This window comes from Roseburia sp. AF12-17LB, from assembly GCF_003479605.1.
In the GTDB taxonomy this organism is placed as follows: Bacteria; Bacillota; Clostridia; order Lachnospirales; family Lachnospiraceae; genus Roseburia_C; species Roseburia_C amylophila.
Genome location: NZ_QUHR01000006.1, coordinates 122,533 through 138,796 on the forward strand (window position 1 = coordinate 122,533; position 16,264 = coordinate 138,796).

Consider the following 16,264-nt stretch of genomic DNA (forward strand, 5'->3'; position numbering starts at 1 on the left):
TGGAGAAAGAAAATGAGTGATATCCGTAAACTTGTGTTTTTTGAACGAGGCGTAGAAACATTAACTTATTTTTCGCATGAGATGGCAGCGTCATTTCGCAAGATGGGATATCAGATATTCTTCTTTGACATTCAGGCAGAATATGCTGACACGAAACGATTAAGCCGCTTTTTAAAAAGTGGCGAGACCGCAGTCATTACCTTTAACTTTATCGGATTAAGCGGAGAGGAGTTCCTGCTGGAGACAGAGTCTCAGTCTGTCTTTGCCAGCAGAAATATTCCGGTCTATTGTATTCTTGTGGACCATCCGTTGTATTATCATAAGCAGCTTGATGAGACTATTCCGAATCTGACTGTGTTCTGCATCGACCGTCAGCATATTTCTTATATGAAACGGTTTTATAAAGGGATTCCCTGTCATTTTTTACCATTGGCAGGGAATTTTCTGATGGATAAGGAAGAACGTATTTCTACAGACTTTATTCCATATGAGAACCGGGAATATGAAGTGGGTTTTATCGCAAACTATGTGCATCTTCCGGCAATTGAAGAACATTTTACCAGCCAGACGAAGGAATATATTGATTTCTATCATGAGATATTAAATTATCTCCGCCTGCATCCGTCAGAGCCGTTAGATTCTGCCATGGAGCATTTTGTCCGCCGGGAGATTCCGGAAGTAACGGAGCGGGAGCTGATGGCATGCTTTGCAGGAATGCTTTTTTTGGATATGTATAACCGGACTTATTTCCGTGGAGAAACGGTGCGGACATTGGTAGACAATGGAGTACGGGTACATGTTTTTGGCAAAGGGTGGGAGAATCTTAAGGTAAAACATCCGGAGAATCTTATTTTAAACGGAAGACAGCTTGATTCTGCCGAATGCGTAAAAATCATCCGGAATACCAAGATTGCATTGAATACCATGCCGTGGTTTAAGGATGGAGCCCATGACAGAATTTTTACAGCCATGTTAAATAAAGCAGTATCCCTGACAGATGGCAGCATTTATTTAAAGGAGCGTTTCTGCGATGGAAAAGATCTGGCATTTTATGAGTTAGAGCATCTGGATACATTGCCGGAACAGGTATTATCCATGCTGGGACATCCGAAGAAAATGAAAGAAATCATAGAATATTCTTATGAACGGGCACTTAAGGAAGATACCTGGGCGAACCGTGCAGAACGTCTGAGAGAGTTCTTATAGGAAGAATTCCTTGACAAGTGTTTTGGAATATGTTTTACTAAATTCAGGTCATATGACTGACGGAACCGTGGGAATAACCACATGAAGTATGACCTGAGAAAGCCGACCGTCTGGGCAGTTAAGCTCGGGATACGTGTCGGTATTTTTTTATGCATGCAAACAGGAAAAGTCACAGGAAAAATTCGAAAGAGAAAGAGACTTTGACGAAAGCTGCAGCAACTTTAAAAATTACATGGAGCGTAAGAAGGAGGAACAAAAATGAAGATGACTTCATTAGCAGAAGAACTTGGAAGCACTACTTATCCGGGAAGAGGAATTGTAATTGGAAAGTCGAAGAATGGAAAGTATGCGGTAACTGCTTATTTTATCATGGGAAGAAGCGAGAACAGCCGTAACCGTGTATTTGTTGAGGATGGAGAAGGAATCCGTACCCAGGCATTTGACCCTGCAAAATTAAGTGACCCAAGTCTTATTATTTATGCACCGGTTCGTGTACTGGGCAATAAGACCATTGTAACCAATGGAGACCAGACAGATACCATTTATGAACTGATGGATAAACAGCAGACCTTCGAACAGGCATTAAGAACCAGAGAATTTGAGCCGGACGCACCTAACTATACACCGCGTATTTCCGGAATCATGCATGTGGAAGATGGAAAATACAATTATGCAATGTCTATTTTAAAGAGCAACAATGGTAATCCGGATGCCTGCAACCGTTATACATTTGCTTATGAGAATCCGGTAGCTGGGGAAGGACATTTCATTCATACTTATATGAATGATGGAAATCCATTACCAAGCTTTGAAGGCGAACCGGTACTGGTTGATATCGGAGATGACATTGATGCATTTACCGAGCTGGTATGGAATAACCTGAATGCAGACAATAAGGTATCCTTATTTGTAAGATATATTGATATTGAAACCGGAAAATATGAAAGCCGCATTGTAAACAAGAACAAATAAGATTTTGTGAATAAGATTCGTGCGAGAGAGGAAAATAAAATGAAAGAATTAGAATTAAAATATGGTTGTAACCCAAATCAGAAACCATCCAGAATTTACATGGAAAATGGCGAATTGCCAATCAAAGTATTAAATGGTAAACCAGGTTATATTAACTTCTTAGACGCATTCAATGGCTGGCAGTTAGTAAAAGAATTAAAGAAAGCAACCGGACTTCCGGCAGCCACTTCTTTTAAACATGTTTCTCCGGCAGGTGCAGCAGTGGGACTTCCACTTTCTGACGTAGAGCGTAAGATTTACTGGGTAGATGACATGGATGTAGAATTTACACCGATTGCCAATGCATATGCAAGAGCAAGAGGCGCTGACCGTATGTCCTCTTTCGGAGATTTCATTTCTCTTTCTGATGTCTGTGATAAAGCAACCGCACTTTTAATTAAAAGAGAAGTATCTGATGGAGTCATTGCACCGGGCTATGATGATGACGCATTAGAAATTTTAAAAGCAAAGAAAAATGGCAATTACAATGTCATTGAAATTGATCCTGACTATATTCCGGACCCAATCGAGCGTAAACAGGTATTTGGCGTTACCTTTGAGCAGGGAAGAAATGAGTTAAATATTGACGAGCATTTCTTTGACAATATTGTAACAGAAAACAAAGAGCTGCCGGAATCAGCAAAGAGAGATCTGGCAATTTCCATGATTACTTTAAAATATACACAGTCTAACTCCGTATGTTATGTAAAAGACGGACAGGCAATCGGTATTGGTGCCGGACAGCAGTCCCGTATCCACTGTACCAGATTAGCAGGCTCCAAAGCAGATAACTGGTGGTTACGCCAGTCTCCACAGGTACTGAATCTGCCATTTTTAGATAAAATTCGCAGAGCTGACCGTGATAATGCAATCGACCTTTACATTGGCGAGGATTATATGGACGTACTTGCAGATGGCGAATGGGAGAAGATATTTAAGACCAGACCTGCTGTATTTACGGCAGAAGAAAAACGTGCATGGTTAGATAAGAATACCGGAGTATCTCTTGGCTCTGATGCGTTCTTCCCATTTGGAGATAACATCGAGCGCGCCCACAGAAGTGGCGTGCAGTATGTAGCACAGCCGGGCGGATCTATCCGTGATGACCATGTAATCGAAACCTGTAACAAATATGGTATGGTGATGAGCTTTACCGGAATCCGTCTGTTCCACCACTAGGAGCTGGAAAATCAGATAGGATTTGAAAGATAAGATTTTGCTTTGTGAAAGGACATTTAGTTCCTGCTATAAAATTCCGCAGTTACTAAGCAGTTTGTTTTTCTTTTTGAGATAAAAACAGTCTTTCCAATGTTTGACAAGATGTCTGTACGGTTCGTCGAAGTACGGATGCATAATAAAGGCTGTTAGGGGCACTTGGAATTTCGTCTGGCAACAGGCAACGCTGGCACAGGGATGTGCCAGCGAGGCGCATTTGAACATGGATGTGAATTTGCGCTGGTTGCCAGATAATGTGATGTATTATCCGAAATTCCCAGTGCCCCTTGCAGGCTTTATAGAGCATCCGTACCCGACGGACAGTGCAGACATCCAGTCAAAGCAACGGAAAGACAGTTTACATTCAAGAAAAACAAACTGCTAAGAACTGCTGAAATTTTACTGCCAAAGAACTAAGATGTCCTTTTACAATCAAAATCTTAGTTCTTATCAAACACTCTTTTGATTTTCCCACCAACCAAATGGTGGAATCAGACGGCACGGAAAATTCACACCCTTACAATATTGCGTACAAACTCGCTTCTGGCATCCTGACCGGTTATTCCGGACAGGATGTTTTCGTATAATTCGCCGGCAAAAATATCAAAATCAAAAACCTTTGCTGCATCGGAAGAAAGAAAGTTATAGGCATCGGCAGTTTTGGAGATCATAGGAACACTGGCGTAGTTGCTTAAAATAGTAAGAAGCCTGGAAGCATCTTTGCGGAAACCTAAAATCCGGAGATAAGGAATATAATCCAATGATCTGCCCAGGCGGTAATCGTCCTTTGTAATCTGAAGCAGAAGGTGCGTGAAAATCCGGCTGATTCTGGTATAAGTCATATCCTTTGTTTTCAGTAACTGGCAGAACTGCTCAAAGGAATGAAACTGTTTTTGCAAATTTTTTATCCGGTGGGCAATTGCTTCATTGGAATCACCACAGAAAGCCAGTTGTGCTTCACTCTGCTGTAACAGAAGGTAAGAGAGCGGAGCAGAAAAATCATTGGCAGAAACCGGCGGATAAAGATTAAGATATTCTTTTAAAATAGAATAAGCAGCTTCCGGCAGATATGGATTTAATGTAGTGATGTCATTCCAGCCGTTTGAAAGAAGTTCTTTTCTTATGGCAGTGGCAGAGGAAAGACTGCTGTTAAGTGCCGCTTCGTGATAGCCGTCTCCGGTCCGCTGAATCAGATAAGGGGTGATGGCGGCATTCTGAGCCTGAATCGCTTTTAAATATTCAATAGCAAGAATATTATTTGGCTCATTTAAAAGGCTGGCAAGTTCATCTGCCGGGATTTGCGGGTTGGCTTCTTTTAAATAGCTGCATACCGCCTGACTTCTTGCGGCAGGATAGGACATTCCTTTTTTGAGACAGGAAGAGAGAACTTCTTTGTAGTCCTCTGGTTCGGATACGAGCAGGGAAGCAACTTCTTTTAATAAAGAAAGGTTGTCTGTTTCTGCACCAAAGCAGAGGGTGTCTACGCAGCCACATTTACGCATGAGTGCAACACCTGCAGAAGCAAAAAGTTCGGCAGAAGCAGTTGCCCAGAGGGCTGGCAGCTCAATTACCAGGTCAGCACCGCAGCTTAATGCCATTTCTGTTCGTGCATATTTGTCAATAAGAGCCGGTTCTCCCCGCTGAACGAAATTTCCACTCATGGCTGCGATAACGAAGTCAGCCTGGGTCAGGGAACGGATTTTTTCTATCTGGTAAGCATGACCGTTATGAAACGGATTGTATTCTGCAATGATTCCTATGATGCGCATAAGTCCTCCAAAGTTACAAATAATATAGTTCTATCATAGCATTATTCCCATATTTTTGGCAAATTACTTATGGAAAGTATTCATAAGAAGAATTCCGAAAAAATATTTTTCTTTGCATTTTTTCAGACACTGTACTTGAACACCATTTAAAATAGGCGTATACTAAACATACATATGCGGATTTGTAACAATGAACCGTAAAAAAATAGCAGTGAGGAGAAAACAGATGAACGTATTAGTTATTAACTGTGGAAGTTCTTCTTTGAAGTATCAGCTTATTAATTCAGATACAGAAGCTGTACTGGCTAAAGGACTTTGTGAAAGAATCGGAATTGATGGAAGATTAGTATACCAGCTTGCTGGCCATGATAAAGAGATAACAGAAGCACCAATGCCGACCCATAAAGAAGGTATCCAGATGGTACTGGATGCACTGGTAAACCCAAAGACAGGTGCGGTAAAGAGCCTTTCTGAGATTGATGCAGTAGGACATCGTGTTGTACATGGTGGTGAGAAATTCGCCCAGTCTGTTGTGTTAAATGAAGAAGTATTAGCAAAAGTGGAAGAGTGTAATGAGCTTGCACCACTTCATAACCCTGCAAACTTAATTGGTATTCGTGTATGTCAGGAGCTTATGCCTGGTGTACCAATGGTAGGTGTGTTTGATACCGCTTTCCATCAGACCATGCCGCAGAAGGCTTATCTTTATGGTCTGCCATATGAATATTATGAGAAATACAAGGTAAGACGTTACGGTTTCCACGGAACAAGCCACAGCTTCGTATCCAAACGTCTGGCTGAGTTCTTAAATCTTGATTATAACAATTCCAGACTGATTGTTGCCCACCTTGGAAACGGAGCATCCATCAGTGCTGTATTAGATGGTAAATGTGTAGATACCTCTATGGGACTTACTCCATTAGAGGGACTTGTAATGGGAACACGTTCCGGTGACATTGACCCGGCAATCATGGAATTCATTGCAAAGAAAGAAAACCTTGACATCGACGGAATTATGGATGTATTAAATAAGAAATCCGGTGTAGAGGGACTTTCCGGTGTATCCAGTGATTTCCGTGACCTCGAGGCTGCTTATCATGAAGGAAATCCAAGAGCAATTGCAGCATGTGAAGTATTTGCTTACCGTGTAGCAAAATATATCGGTGCTTATGTGGCTGCAATGAACGGAGTAGATGCCATTGCATTTACCGCAGGAATTGGTGAGAATACATCTTTCATCCGTGAGAAGATTCTTGCATACTTCGGATATCTTGGAATTACCATGGATAAGGAAGCAAATATGGTTCGTGGAGAGGATAAGATTATTTCTACTCCGGATTCCAAAGTAACCGTATGCATTATCCCGACCAACGAGGAACTTGCAATCGCAAGAGAAACCGTAGCTTTGGTAGGCTAAAAAAGGAAAAATATTGTTGACAAAAGCTATAGTGCTATGTATAATTGTTTAGGTGTGAAAAGGAGACAAACGTGATATTAGATTTAACCGATGTATGTTCATGTGAAAATAAAGAGCTTACGAAAGAGGCTGTAATTGAATTGACATCCTTTGATTCAAAGTTAGGTGTGTTTCCGTTCATAGAGAAAAAGCCATTCGAGCTGCGTATCGTTAATGAAGAGAATAAGGATTTACTGATTCACGGAGAAACGGACGTAAGGATAGCAATACCATGTGACCGCTGCTTGGAAGAAGTTCCAACAGATTTCCACCTTGTATTCGATAAGAAGTTCCCATTGGAAGATGCGGATGCTTCGGAAGAAGAGATGGATGAGGCAGACTACATGAAAGGATTTCAGCTTGATATTGATAAAATGGTCTATGATGAAATCTTGGTGAACTGGCCAATGAAGGTTCTGTGCAGAGAGGATTGCAAGGGGATTTGTAAGAAATGCGGTACGAATCTGAATGTCAAGACTTGTGACTGCGAGAAATCTGAGCTGGACCCGAGAATGGCAGCAATTCAAGATATTTTCAATAAATTTAAGGAGGTGTAACCAGATGTCAATTTGTCCAAAGAACAAATCTTCCAAAGGAAGAAGAGATAAAAGAAGAGCAAACTGGAAAATGACTGCTCCAAGTTTAGTAAAATGCAGTAAGTGCGGCGCTTTGATGATGCCTCACAGAGTATGTAAGAACTGCGGTTCATACAACAAGAAAGAAATTATTCCTCAGGACTAATTAAGAAGTGACCGGGAGTGTTTGCAAAAACACTCCCTTTTTACTTTATGAAAAAGATAGGCATTTGCAGAACAATTCAGGTTTTGCGAATGCCTATTCATAGAAAAGGAGAAGGCATGAGTATTATTTTTAATTATAATAATAAGTTCTTTAGTGCATTTGATAAAGTGATTAACATATTCTGCCTGAGTTTAATCTGGTTTATGGCATGTATTCCGGTTTTTACCATTGGAGCATCCTGCACTGCACTTTATTATGCAGTGAATAAAGTAATCCGCCATGGCAGAGGATATATCTGGAAAGAGTTCTGGTCATCCTTCCGTTCTAATTTCAAACAGGCAACCGTAATCTGGCTGATTTTCTTACTGATTGGTCTTGTTATGGGAGCAGACTGGTTTATCATGTTCCAGTTTATGAAAGCCGGAGCAGCGTGGGGCAAGGCTTTTGTGATTTTCGTTGTTATGCTGGTATTTGAGATTGCAATCTGGTTATATGTATATCCGAACATTGCCCGTTTTGAAAATACCAATAAAGCAATTGTAAAGAATGCGGCACTGATGTCATTTGCACATCTGCCAAAGACCATTCTTATGCTGGTGATTTTGCTGGTAATTGCATTTTTAGTATATCTGATTCCATTTTTATTAATTTTTGCACCGGCGGCATTTATTGCAATTCAGAATGGAATTATGGAGAAGATTTTCTTGCGTTATATGTCAGAGGAGGACATTGCCAAAGAAGAGGAACGGAACCGGGAATATTTCAATTAGTTTTCTGTTGATTTCTATGGAAAGTTATAGTATATTTCAATATAGGCTTAATGTGATGGCAGATTTACAGGAGGAATGTATATGCAGGAAGTCATTAGAGTGGCAGTTGATGCAATGGGAGGCGACAACGCGCCGGGCGAAATTGTAAAAGGTGCCATCGAGGCAGTAAATACACGCAGAGATATACAGGTTGTACTGGTTGGACAGCAGGAGGTTATTGCTGAAGAATTGAAAAAGTATACCTATGAGAAAGACCAGATTGAAATTAAGAATGCAACAGAAGTAATTGAGACTGCGGAACATCCGGTAAATGCAATTCGTAAGAAAAAGGATTCATCAATTGTTGTGGGAATGAATATGGTAAAACAGAAGGAAGCAGATGCATTTGTATCGGCAGGAAGTTCCGGAGCCGTATTAGTTGGTGGACAGGTGATTGTAGGAAGAATCCGTGGTATCGAGCGTCCGCCTTTGGCACCGCTGATTCCGACCGAGACAGGAGTATCCCTGCTCATTGATTGTGGAGCAAATGTAGATGCCCGTTCTTCACATCTGGTACAGTTTGCCAGGATGGGTTCCATTTATATGGAAAATGTTGTGGGAATCAAGAACCCGAGAGTTGCAATCGTAAATATCGGAGCAGAAGAAGAAAAAGGAAATGCACTGGTAAAGGAAACATATCCTTTATTAAAAGAATGCAAGGATATCAATTTTGTGGGAAGTATTGAAGCAAGAGAGATACCACATGGCGGAGCAGATGTCATTGTCTGTGAAGCGTTTGTAGGAAATGTAATCCTTAAACTTTATGAAGGACTTTCCAGTACGCTGATTGGTGTAGTAAAGCAGGGAATGCTCAGCAGCCTAAAGAGTAAGATTGGTGCAGCATTGGCATTGCCGGCACTGAAGAAGACATTAAAATCTTTCGATGCATCCCAGTATGGCGGGGCACCATTGCTTGGACTGAATGGACTGGTGGTTAAAACACATGGAAGCTCCAAGGCGAAGGAAGTAAAGAATTCCATCATTCAGTGTGTTACATTTAAAGAACAGGATATCAATAATAAAATCAAAAAAAATATAGTAATTTCTGAAACAGAAGAATAGAAAGGAAAAGATTATGGAATTTGAAAAACTGAAAAAAATTATTGCAGAAGTCCTGAATGTGGACGAAGAAGAGATTAGTATGGAAACTACTTTTGTAGATGACCTTGGCGCAGATTCATTGGATGTTTTCCAGATTATCATGGGTCTGGAGGAAGAATTTGATATTGAGATTCCAAATGAAGAAGCAGAGAAAATTGTTACTGTAGGCGATGCGGTAGAGCAGATAAAGAGTGCGCTGAACTAAAAGCAGAATAGATAGTATTCTTCAAAGGAAGCATATTGTGCGAAAGAGTCCGGCATGCCGGATTCTTTTTTGCTTTACAGGAAATTTCTTTCCTGTAAAGTAAAAAACGCTCCGCGCGGATGCACGCTGCGGCATATAAGGTAGATGCCGCAAGCGACCGCCGCAGGCGGCTTGCAAAGCGTGTTTCCCGTAGTTTGCGGGCAGCATCGACAGTTAGAAGGAGAAAACAGTGAGCAGATTACATGAATTTGAAGAAGTGATAGGATATCATTTCAACAATCAGGGATTATTAAGACAGGCATTAACCCATAGTTCCTATGCCAATGAAAGACATATGAAGAAGCACTCAGATAATGAGCGGCTGGAATTCTTAGGCGATGCAGTGCTTGAGGTTACATCCAGTGAATTCTTATACCAGAAGTATCCGGATTATTCGGAAGGTGAACTGACCAAGCTCCGGGCAAGCCTTGTGTGTGAGCCGACACTGGCATTTTGTACCAGAGCAATTGATTTGGGAAAATATCTGTATCTGGGAAAAGGAGAGGATTTAACAGGAGGAAGAAATCGGAAATCCATTCTTTCGGATGCATTGGAAGCAGTAATAGGAGCAATTTTTCTGGATGGTGGTTTTGCTAATGCAAAAGAGTTTGTGTTAAAATACATTCTGACAGACATTGAGCACAAACAGCTCTTTTATGATAGCAAGACTATCCTGCAGGAGATAGTACAGGCAGGATATAATGAAGAACTGAATTATCAGTTGATCCGGGAAGAAGGACCGGATCATGATAAGCGGTTTGTGGTAGAAGCCAGAATCGGAGAAAAGTCCATTGGAGAGGGAATGGGACATACAAAGAAAGCAGCAGAACAGGAAGCTGCATATCAGGCGCTGCTTAAGCTGAAACAGCAGGAGAATAAGCGCTCTTAAACGGAGGAAGTTATGTATCTCAAAAGTATTGAAATTCACGGTTTTAAATCATTTGCAAATAAAATTGTATTTGATTTTCACAACGGAATCACAGGCATTGTGGGGCCAAACGGTAGTGGAAAAAGTAATGTTGCGGACGCAGTGCGCTGGGTATTGGGAGAACAGAGTGCCAAGCAGCTTCGTGGCGCAAGTATGCAGGATGTTATTTTTGCGGGAACAGAGAATCGTAAGCCATTAAGTTATGCATATGTTGCGATTACATTAGACAATGCAGACCATCAGCTTGCGGTAGATTATTCAGAAGTAACGGTAGCCCGAAGAGTATACCGTTCCGGAGAAAGTGAATATCTTATCAATGGCAATCCATGCCGTCTGAAGGATGTAAGCGAGCTTTTTTATGATACCGGTATCGGTAAAGAAGGTTATTCTATTATCGGACAGGGTCAGATTGAGCGAATCTTAAGCGGTAAGCCGGAGGAAAGAAGAGAACTTTTCGATGAAGCGGCAGGAATTGTAAAATATAAGAGAAGAAAAGTAACCGCCCAGAAGAAATTAGAAAGTGAGCGGGAGAACCTGGTACGTGTCAATGACATTTTGACAGAGTTGGAGCGTCAGGTAGGACCGTTGGAGAAACAGTCAGAGACCGCAAGAATCTATCTTAAGAAAAAGGAAGAGTTAAAGACCTTGGATGTTAACATGTTCCTTTTAGAGATGGAGCGGATTGAGACCCAGACCAAAGAAGTAGAAGAAAAGTTTAAAATTGCAGATACCCAGTTAAAAGAAGACAACGAGGCATACGAGAATATCAAAGCGGAGTATGAGAAAAAAGAGCAGGACATGGAAGAAATGGATGCGAAAATCACAGAAATCCGCGAAGAACTCAGCAATACCAATGTCATGAAGGGAAAACTGGAAGGTCAGATTAATGTATTAAATGAGCAGATTAAGGCTGCACAGATGACAGATGACAGCTTAAAAGCACGTTTGGAGCAGTTAGAAAGTGACCGGAAAGAAAGAAAAGAACAGCAGGAGCATTATCTTGCACAGAAGCAGGAAATTGACAGCCAGGTAGCAGAGATTGAAGCACGCAAGCAGGCAGCTTCTGATGAGTTAGAAAAGATTCAGAAGGAAATTGCCCGCTGTACGCAGGGCATCGAAGAAGGCAAGAATGAGATTATTGAGATTCTGAATAATAAAGCTTCCACAAAAGCAAAATTACAGAAATTCGATACCATGGCAGAGCAGGTAAATATCCGCAAAGCCCAGTTGAATCAGCGTCTCTTAAAGCGTAAAAGCGAAGAAGCAGATTTGCAGAGTGTATTGTCAGAATATCAGGACAAATTAGCAGAAGTAAGTCGTGAGATTGAAGCATTAAAGGCAAAAGAAAAAGAGACTGCAGACTTAATTCAAAGCTGGCGTAAGAAAACAGCAGAGAACCGGAGTGCCTTAGAAAAAGCAACTATTGATTATAATAAGGGAGAATCCCGTCTTGAGACCTTAAAAAATATTGCAGAGCGTTATGAAGGCTATGGAAACAGTATCCGTAAGGTAATGGAGCAGAAGGATAAGGAAGGCGGAATCCTCGGCGTTGTGGCAGACCTCATTCAGGTGGACAAGAAGTATGAGACAGCCATTGAAGTTGCACTCAGTGGAAATATCCAGAACATTGTTACGAAAGATGAGCAGACAGCAAAGAAAATGATTGCTTATCTGAAACAGAATCGTCTGGGACGTGCCACATTCCTGCCGTTGACCAGTGTTACCGGTAAGGATAACAGCAAGCAGGATGTATTTTTAAAAGAAGAAGGCGTAATCGGAAAGGCAGATACACTGGTAAAACATGATGCAAAATTTGACGGTGTAATGTCCTATCTTCTTGGAAGAGTCTTTGTTATGGACTCCATTGACCATGCGTTGGCACTGGCGAAGAAGAGCCATTATTCTTTACATATGGTAACCTTGGAGGGTGAGTATTTAAGCCCGGGTGGTTCCATTGCCGGTGGTGCCTTTAAGAATACCGGTAATCTTCTGGGAAGAAAACGCGAAATTGACGATTTGACGAAGAGACTGGAAGAACTGAAGAAAACCATTGCATCCTGCAAGGAGCGGAGCGAAGAAATCCGCACTGCACAGGAACTTGCCATGCAGGATATGGAAAAGGTACGGACTGATTTACAGGAACAGTATTTACAGCAGAATACAGCCAGGATGAATGTAGACCGTACCTTGCAGCAGAAGAATGAAAGCGAGAGCGTATTTGAAGGCTTAAAGAATGAGAGCCAGGATATTGAAGAACAGTTGACGGATATTAAGAAGGGCAAGGAACGTACGGAAGAGGAAATCAAAGAAGCAGAAGTACGGGAAGAAGAAATCAAAGCCCAGGCAGAGCAGTTCCAGGTGATTTTAGAAGAACAGATGAAACTGGAAGAGGCTGCAACTGAAGCTGTTTCCAAGGTGCAGTTAGAGGAAGCCGGATTCACACAGAAACAGGAATTCATACAGGAAAACTTAGAACGTGTGGAAGAAGAGTTAGAGCGTGTATACAAGAATCAGGAGTCTTTGAAGAATCAGTCAGCAGAATCCAAAGAAGATGCAAAACGTCATGAGGCAGACATTGAAGCCATCCGAAAGACCATTCTTGCATCCGATGAGAATTATGCGGCATTGAATCAGAAGCTTTCTGAGAGCATTGCTGCAAAAGAACAGATGTCAGCAGAGTATAAGGGATTCTTTGAACGAAGAGAAGAGATTTCCAAGCGGATTGCAAATCTTGACAAAGAGATTTTCCGACTGAACAGCCAGAGAGAGAAGTTAGAAGAGGCAGGTGAATACCAGACCAATTATATGTGGGAGGAATATGAGCTGACTCCGCATAACGCATTGCTGCTTCGCAATGAAGAATATCAGGATTTGCCGGAACTTAAGAAACAGATTTACGGTATCAAGGATGATATCCGAAAATTGGGTGATGTCAATGTCAATGCCATTGAAGAATATAAAGAAATCAGTGAACGTTATACGTTTTTAAAGACGCAGCATGATGATTTGGTAGAAGCAGAGCAGACGCTGGTGGGTATCATTGAAGATCTGGATACCGGAATGCGCAAGCAGTTTACCGAGAAGTTTGCGGAAATCCAGCATGAATTTGACAAGGCATTTAAGGATCTCTTTGGTGGTGGTAAAGGAACCTTAGAGTTAGTCGAGGATGAGGACATCTTAGAGTGCGGCATCCGTATTATTGCACAGCCACCTGGAAAGAAGCTGCAGAACATGATGCAGTTGTCCGGTGGAGAGAAATCGTTGACAGCCATTGCACTGTTATTTGCAATTCAGAACTTAAAGCCATCTCCATTCTGTCTTTTAGACGAGATTGAGGCAGCGTTAGATGATTCTAACGTAGGACGTTTTGCAAAATATCTGCATAAATTAACGAAGAATACGCAGTTTATTATCATTACGCACCGAAGAGGAACCATGGCAGCAGCCGACCGCCTGTACGGAATTACCATGCAGGAGAAGGGTGTATCCACACTGGTAAGTGTAAATCTGATTGAAGAAGATTTAGATAAATAAGAGAAATGAACAGAGAAAGAAGTGACAAGATGGAAGAAGAAAAGAAAGAGAAAAAAGGCTTTTTTGCCCGCCTTGTATCAGGATTAACCAAGACAAGAGATAACATTGTATCCGGTATTGATTCTGTATTTCATGGATTTTCACATATTGATGATGATTTCTATGAAGAAATCGAAGAGATTCTGATTATGGGAGACCTTGGTGTACATGCCACAGAGGCAATTTTGGACAAGTTAAAGGAACGTGTCAAAGAAGAAAAAATCAAAGAGCCGGCAGACTGTAAAGAGCTTCTGATTCAGAGTATCAAAGAGCAGATGGATGTAGGCGAGACTGCATACCGCTTCGAGGAAGAAAAATCTGTCGTTTTAGTCATTGGTGTAAACGGAGTCGGAAAGACAACCTCTGTTGGCAAGCTGGCAGGTAAATTAAAGAGTCAGGGTAAACGCGTGGTTTTAGCTGCGGCAGATACCTTCCGTGCAGCGGCAGGAGACCAGTTAAAGGAATGGGCGAACCGTGCCGGAGTAGACATGATTGGCGGCCAGGAGGGTGCTGACCCGGGCTCTGTGGTATACGATGCAGTAGCAGCTGCGAAAGCAAGAAAGGCAGATGTCCTTTTGTGCGATACTGCCGGACGGCTTCATAACAAGAAAAATCTGATGGAAGAACTTCGCAAAATCAACCGTATTCTGGAAAAAGAGTATTCTGATGCATACCGCGAGACCTTGGTAGTATTGGATGCTACAACCGGACAGAATGCACTGGCACAGGCAAGACAGTTTGCAGAGGTGGCAGACATTACCGGAATTATTTTAACGAAAATGGACGGAACCGCAAAAGGTGGTATCGCAGTTGCCATTCAGTCAGAACTTGGCATCCCTGTAAAATATATCGGTGTCGGTGAAACCATAGATGATTTACAGAAATTTGATTCCGGGCAGTTTGTAAATGCATTGTTTGATGTAAAGGAAGATTCGGGAGAAGAAGGAGAGACAGAATGTTAACATTAGATAAATTTGAAGAAGCAAGTGAAAAAGTAAAAGAAGTAACTTTGGAGACCAAATTAATTTACAGCAATTATTTGAGTGAGCAGACCGGTAACAAAGTATATCTGAAACCAGAAAATATGCAGTTTACCGGAGCATATAAGGTACGTGGTGCCTATTATAAAATCAGCACTTTATCCGAAGAAGAAAGAGAGAGGGGACTGATTACCGCTTCCGCAGGAAACCATGCCCAGGGTGTTGCCTATGCAGCAAAATGCTATGGCTGTAAAGCAACCATCGTTATGCCAACCACAACACCACTGATTAAAGTAAACCGTACCAAGAGCTATGGTGCTGATGTAGTACTTTATGGAGATGTTTATGATGAAGCATGTGCACATGCTTATGAACTGGCTGAGAAGCATGGATATACCTTTATCCATCCTTTTGATGATTTGACGGTTGCAACCGGTCAGGGAACCATAGCCATGGAAATCTTTAAAGAACTTCCACTGGTTGAGTATATTTTAGTTCCAATCGGAGGAGGCGGACTGGCAACCGGTGTTTCCACTCTTGCCAAATTACTGAATCCAAAGATTAAAGTGATTGGTGTAGAACCGGCTGGAGCAAATTGTATGCAGGCTTCCTTTAAGGAGGGTAAGGTTACAACACTTCCGGCAGTAAATACCATTGCAGATGGTACCGCAGTAAAGACTCCGGGAGAAAAAATCTTCCCATATATTCAGAAGAACTTAGACGATATCATCACCGTAAGTGATGATGAGCTGGTCGTATCTTTCCTTGATATGGTAGAAAACCATAAGATGGTGGTAGAGAACTCCGGTTTACTTACCGTTGCCGCATTAAAGCATCTGAATGTGAAAGACAAACGGGTCGTATCCATCCTGAGCGGTGGAAACATGGATGTCATTACCATGTCTTCCGTTGTTCAGCAGGGACTTATTTTCCGCGACAGAATCTTTACTGTATCTGTACTGCTTCCGGATAAGCCGGGTGAGCTTTGTAAAGTGTCCGGAATCATCGCAAGAGAGCAGGGAAATGTTATCAAGCTGGAGCATAACCAGTTTGTAACAACCAACCGTACCGCGGCAGTTGAACTTCGCATTACATTAGAGTGCTTTGGACCGGAGCATAAACAGCAGATTATCAATGCTTTGGAAAAAGAAGGCTATAAACCAAAACAGGTTCGTACCAGCCTGTAAGGGACGTTTATTGGAAAAGGATATTTTTCAATTTCTTTGCAGAC

At 41.7% G+C, this 16,264-nt stretch carries 14 protein-coding genes and 1 riboswitch; of the genes, 13 read left to right on the forward strand and 1 reads right to left on the reverse strand.

Features of this window, described 5'->3' with window-relative positions; genetic code table 11:
• The first annotated feature begins 12 nt into the window (after nt 1-12).
• The 3 genes from DWV68_RS09035 (at nt 13) to DWV68_RS09045 (ending at nt 3,396) form a co-directional block, all read left to right on the forward strand.
• Nucleotides 13-1,206, forward strand: coding sequence for a glycosyltransferase family protein (locus tag DWV68_RS09035; protein ID WP_118665596.1), 1,194 nt, complete (start codon nt 13-15; stop codon nt 1,204-1,206).
• A 42-nt stretch (nt 1,207-1,248) separates the two neighbouring features.
• A riboswitch (ZMP/ZTP riboswitch) is annotated at nt 1,249-1,329 on the forward strand.
• 135 nt (nt 1,330-1,464) lie between these two features.
• The gene (locus tag DWV68_RS09040; protein WP_022244078.1) at nt 1,465-2,178 is read left to right on the forward strand and encodes an IMP cyclohydrolase; all 714 of its coding nucleotides are present in this window, start codon (nt 1,465-1,467) and stop codon (nt 2,176-2,178) included.
• A 39-nt stretch (nt 2,179-2,217) separates the two neighbouring features.
• On the forward strand, nt 2,218-3,396 hold the full coding sequence (locus DWV68_RS09045; protein WP_022244079.1) for a phosphoribosylaminoimidazolecarboxamide formyltransferase: 1,179 nt from the start codon (nt 2,218-2,220) through the stop codon (nt 3,394-3,396).
• A gap of 545 nt (nt 3,397-3,941) precedes the next feature.
• Here the strand turns inward: DWV68_RS09045 and DWV68_RS09050 are convergent.
• Complete coding sequence (locus DWV68_RS09050; protein WP_118087553.1) at nt 3,942-5,201, reverse strand: nucleotidyltransferase; 1,260 nt, start codon at nt 5,199-5,201, stop codon at nt 3,942-3,944.
• A 226-nt stretch (nt 5,202-5,427) separates the two neighbouring features.
• On the opposite strand from DWV68_RS09050, the gene DWV68_RS09055 reads away from it, so the two are divergent.
• The 10 genes from DWV68_RS09055 to ilvA all read left to right on the forward strand — a co-directional run bounded on the left by DWV68_RS09055 (nt 5,428) and on the right by ilvA (nt 16,220).
• Nucleotides 5,428-6,618, forward strand: a complete 1,191-nt coding sequence (locus DWV68_RS09055; protein WP_022244081.1) for an acetate kinase — start codon at nt 5,428-5,430, stop codon at nt 6,616-6,618.
• 71 nt (nt 6,619-6,689) lie between these two features.
• Nucleotides 6,690-7,214, forward strand: a complete 525-nt coding sequence (locus tag DWV68_RS09060; protein WP_197420842.1) for a YceD family protein — start codon at nt 6,690-6,692, stop codon at nt 7,212-7,214.
• A gap of 4 nt (nt 7,215-7,218) precedes the next feature.
• Complete coding sequence (gene rpmF, locus DWV68_RS09065) at nt 7,219-7,398, forward strand: 50S ribosomal protein L32 (RefSeq protein WP_022244083.1); 180 nt, start codon at nt 7,219-7,221, stop codon at nt 7,396-7,398.
• Nucleotides 7,399-7,514: 116 nt separating this feature from the next.
• Complete coding sequence (locus DWV68_RS09070; RefSeq protein WP_197420843.1) at nt 7,515-8,168, forward strand: YesL family protein; 654 nt, start codon at nt 7,515-7,517, stop codon at nt 8,166-8,168.
• An 81-nt stretch (nt 8,169-8,249) separates the two neighbouring features.
• Nucleotides 8,250-9,269 (forward strand): phosphate acyltransferase PlsX, encoded by a 1,020-nt coding sequence (gene plsX / locus DWV68_RS09075; RefSeq protein ID WP_022244085.1) that lies wholly within the window; start codon nt 8,250-8,252, stop codon nt 9,267-9,269.
• 13 nt (nt 9,270-9,282) lie between these two features.
• On the forward strand, nt 9,283-9,513 hold the full coding sequence (acpP, locus tag DWV68_RS09080; protein WP_022244086.1) for an acyl carrier protein: 231 nt from the start codon (nt 9,283-9,285) through the stop codon (nt 9,511-9,513).
• Between the two features lie 229 nt (nt 9,514-9,742).
• Nucleotides 9,743-10,441, forward strand: a complete 699-nt coding sequence (rnc, locus tag DWV68_RS09085) for a ribonuclease III (protein ID WP_022244087.1) — start codon at nt 9,743-9,745, stop codon at nt 10,439-10,441.
• A 12-nt stretch (nt 10,442-10,453) separates the two neighbouring features.
• Nucleotides 10,454-14,014 (forward strand): chromosome segregation protein SMC, encoded by a 3,561-nt coding sequence (gene smc, locus DWV68_RS09090; protein WP_022244088.1) that lies wholly within the window; start codon nt 10,454-10,456, stop codon nt 14,012-14,014.
• A gap of 5 nt (nt 14,015-14,019) precedes the next feature.
• Nucleotides 14,020-15,015, forward strand: coding sequence for a signal recognition particle-docking protein FtsY (gene ftsY, locus DWV68_RS09095; RefSeq protein ID WP_117841210.1), 996 nt, complete (start codon nt 14,020-14,022; stop codon nt 15,013-15,015).
• Complete coding sequence (gene ilvA / locus DWV68_RS09100) at nt 15,009-16,220, forward strand: threonine ammonia-lyase (RefSeq protein WP_022244090.1); 1,212 nt, start codon at nt 15,009-15,011, stop codon at nt 16,218-16,220. Before ftsY ends, ilvA begins: the two co-directional genes overlap by 7 nt.
• Nucleotides 16,221-16,264 lie beyond the last annotated feature (44 nt).

What these genes read in the sequence shown, in the direction of transcription:
- plsX (WP_022244085.1), top strand. Translation starts at nt 8,250, where the DNA reads ATGCAGGAAGTCATTAGAGTGGCAGTTGATGCAATGGGAGGCGACAAC.
- DWV68_RS09070 (WP_197420843.1), top strand. Translation starts at nt 7,515, where the DNA reads ATGAGTATTATTTTTAATTATAATAATAAGTTCTTTAGTGCATTTGAT.
- ilvA (WP_022244090.1), top strand. Translation starts at nt 15,009, where the DNA reads ATGTTAACATTAGATAAATTTGAAGAAGCAAGTGAAAAAGTAAAAGAA.
- ftsY (WP_117841210.1), top strand. Translation starts at nt 14,020, where the DNA reads ATGAACAGAGAAAGAAGTGACAAGATGGAAGAAGAAAAGAAAGAGAAA.
- DWV68_RS09055 (WP_022244081.1), top strand. Translation starts at nt 5,428, where the DNA reads ATGAACGTATTAGTTATTAACTGTGGAAGTTCTTCTTTGAAGTATCAG.
- DWV68_RS09040 (WP_022244078.1), top strand. Translation starts at nt 1,465, where the DNA reads ATGAAGATGACTTCATTAGCAGAAGAACTTGGAAGCACTACTTATCCG.
- DWV68_RS09035 (WP_118665596.1), top strand. Translation starts at nt 13, where the DNA reads ATGAGTGATATCCGTAAACTTGTGTTTTTTGAACGAGGCGTAGAAACA.
- smc (WP_022244088.1), top strand. Translation starts at nt 10,454, where the DNA reads ATGTATCTCAAAAGTATTGAAATTCACGGTTTTAAATCATTTGCAAAT.
- rpmF (WP_022244083.1), top strand. Translation starts at nt 7,219, where the DNA reads ATGTCAATTTGTCCAAAGAACAAATCTTCCAAAGGAAGAAGAGATAAA.
- DWV68_RS09045 (WP_022244079.1), top strand. Translation starts at nt 2,218, where the DNA reads ATGAAAGAATTAGAATTAAAATATGGTTGTAACCCAAATCAGAAACCA.
- acpP (WP_022244086.1), top strand. Translation starts at nt 9,283, where the DNA reads ATGGAATTTGAAAAACTGAAAAAAATTATTGCAGAAGTCCTGAATGTG.
- DWV68_RS09050 (WP_118087553.1), bottom strand. Translation starts at nt 5,201, where the DNA reads ATGCGCATCATAGGAATCATTGCAGAATACAATCCGTTTCATAACGGT.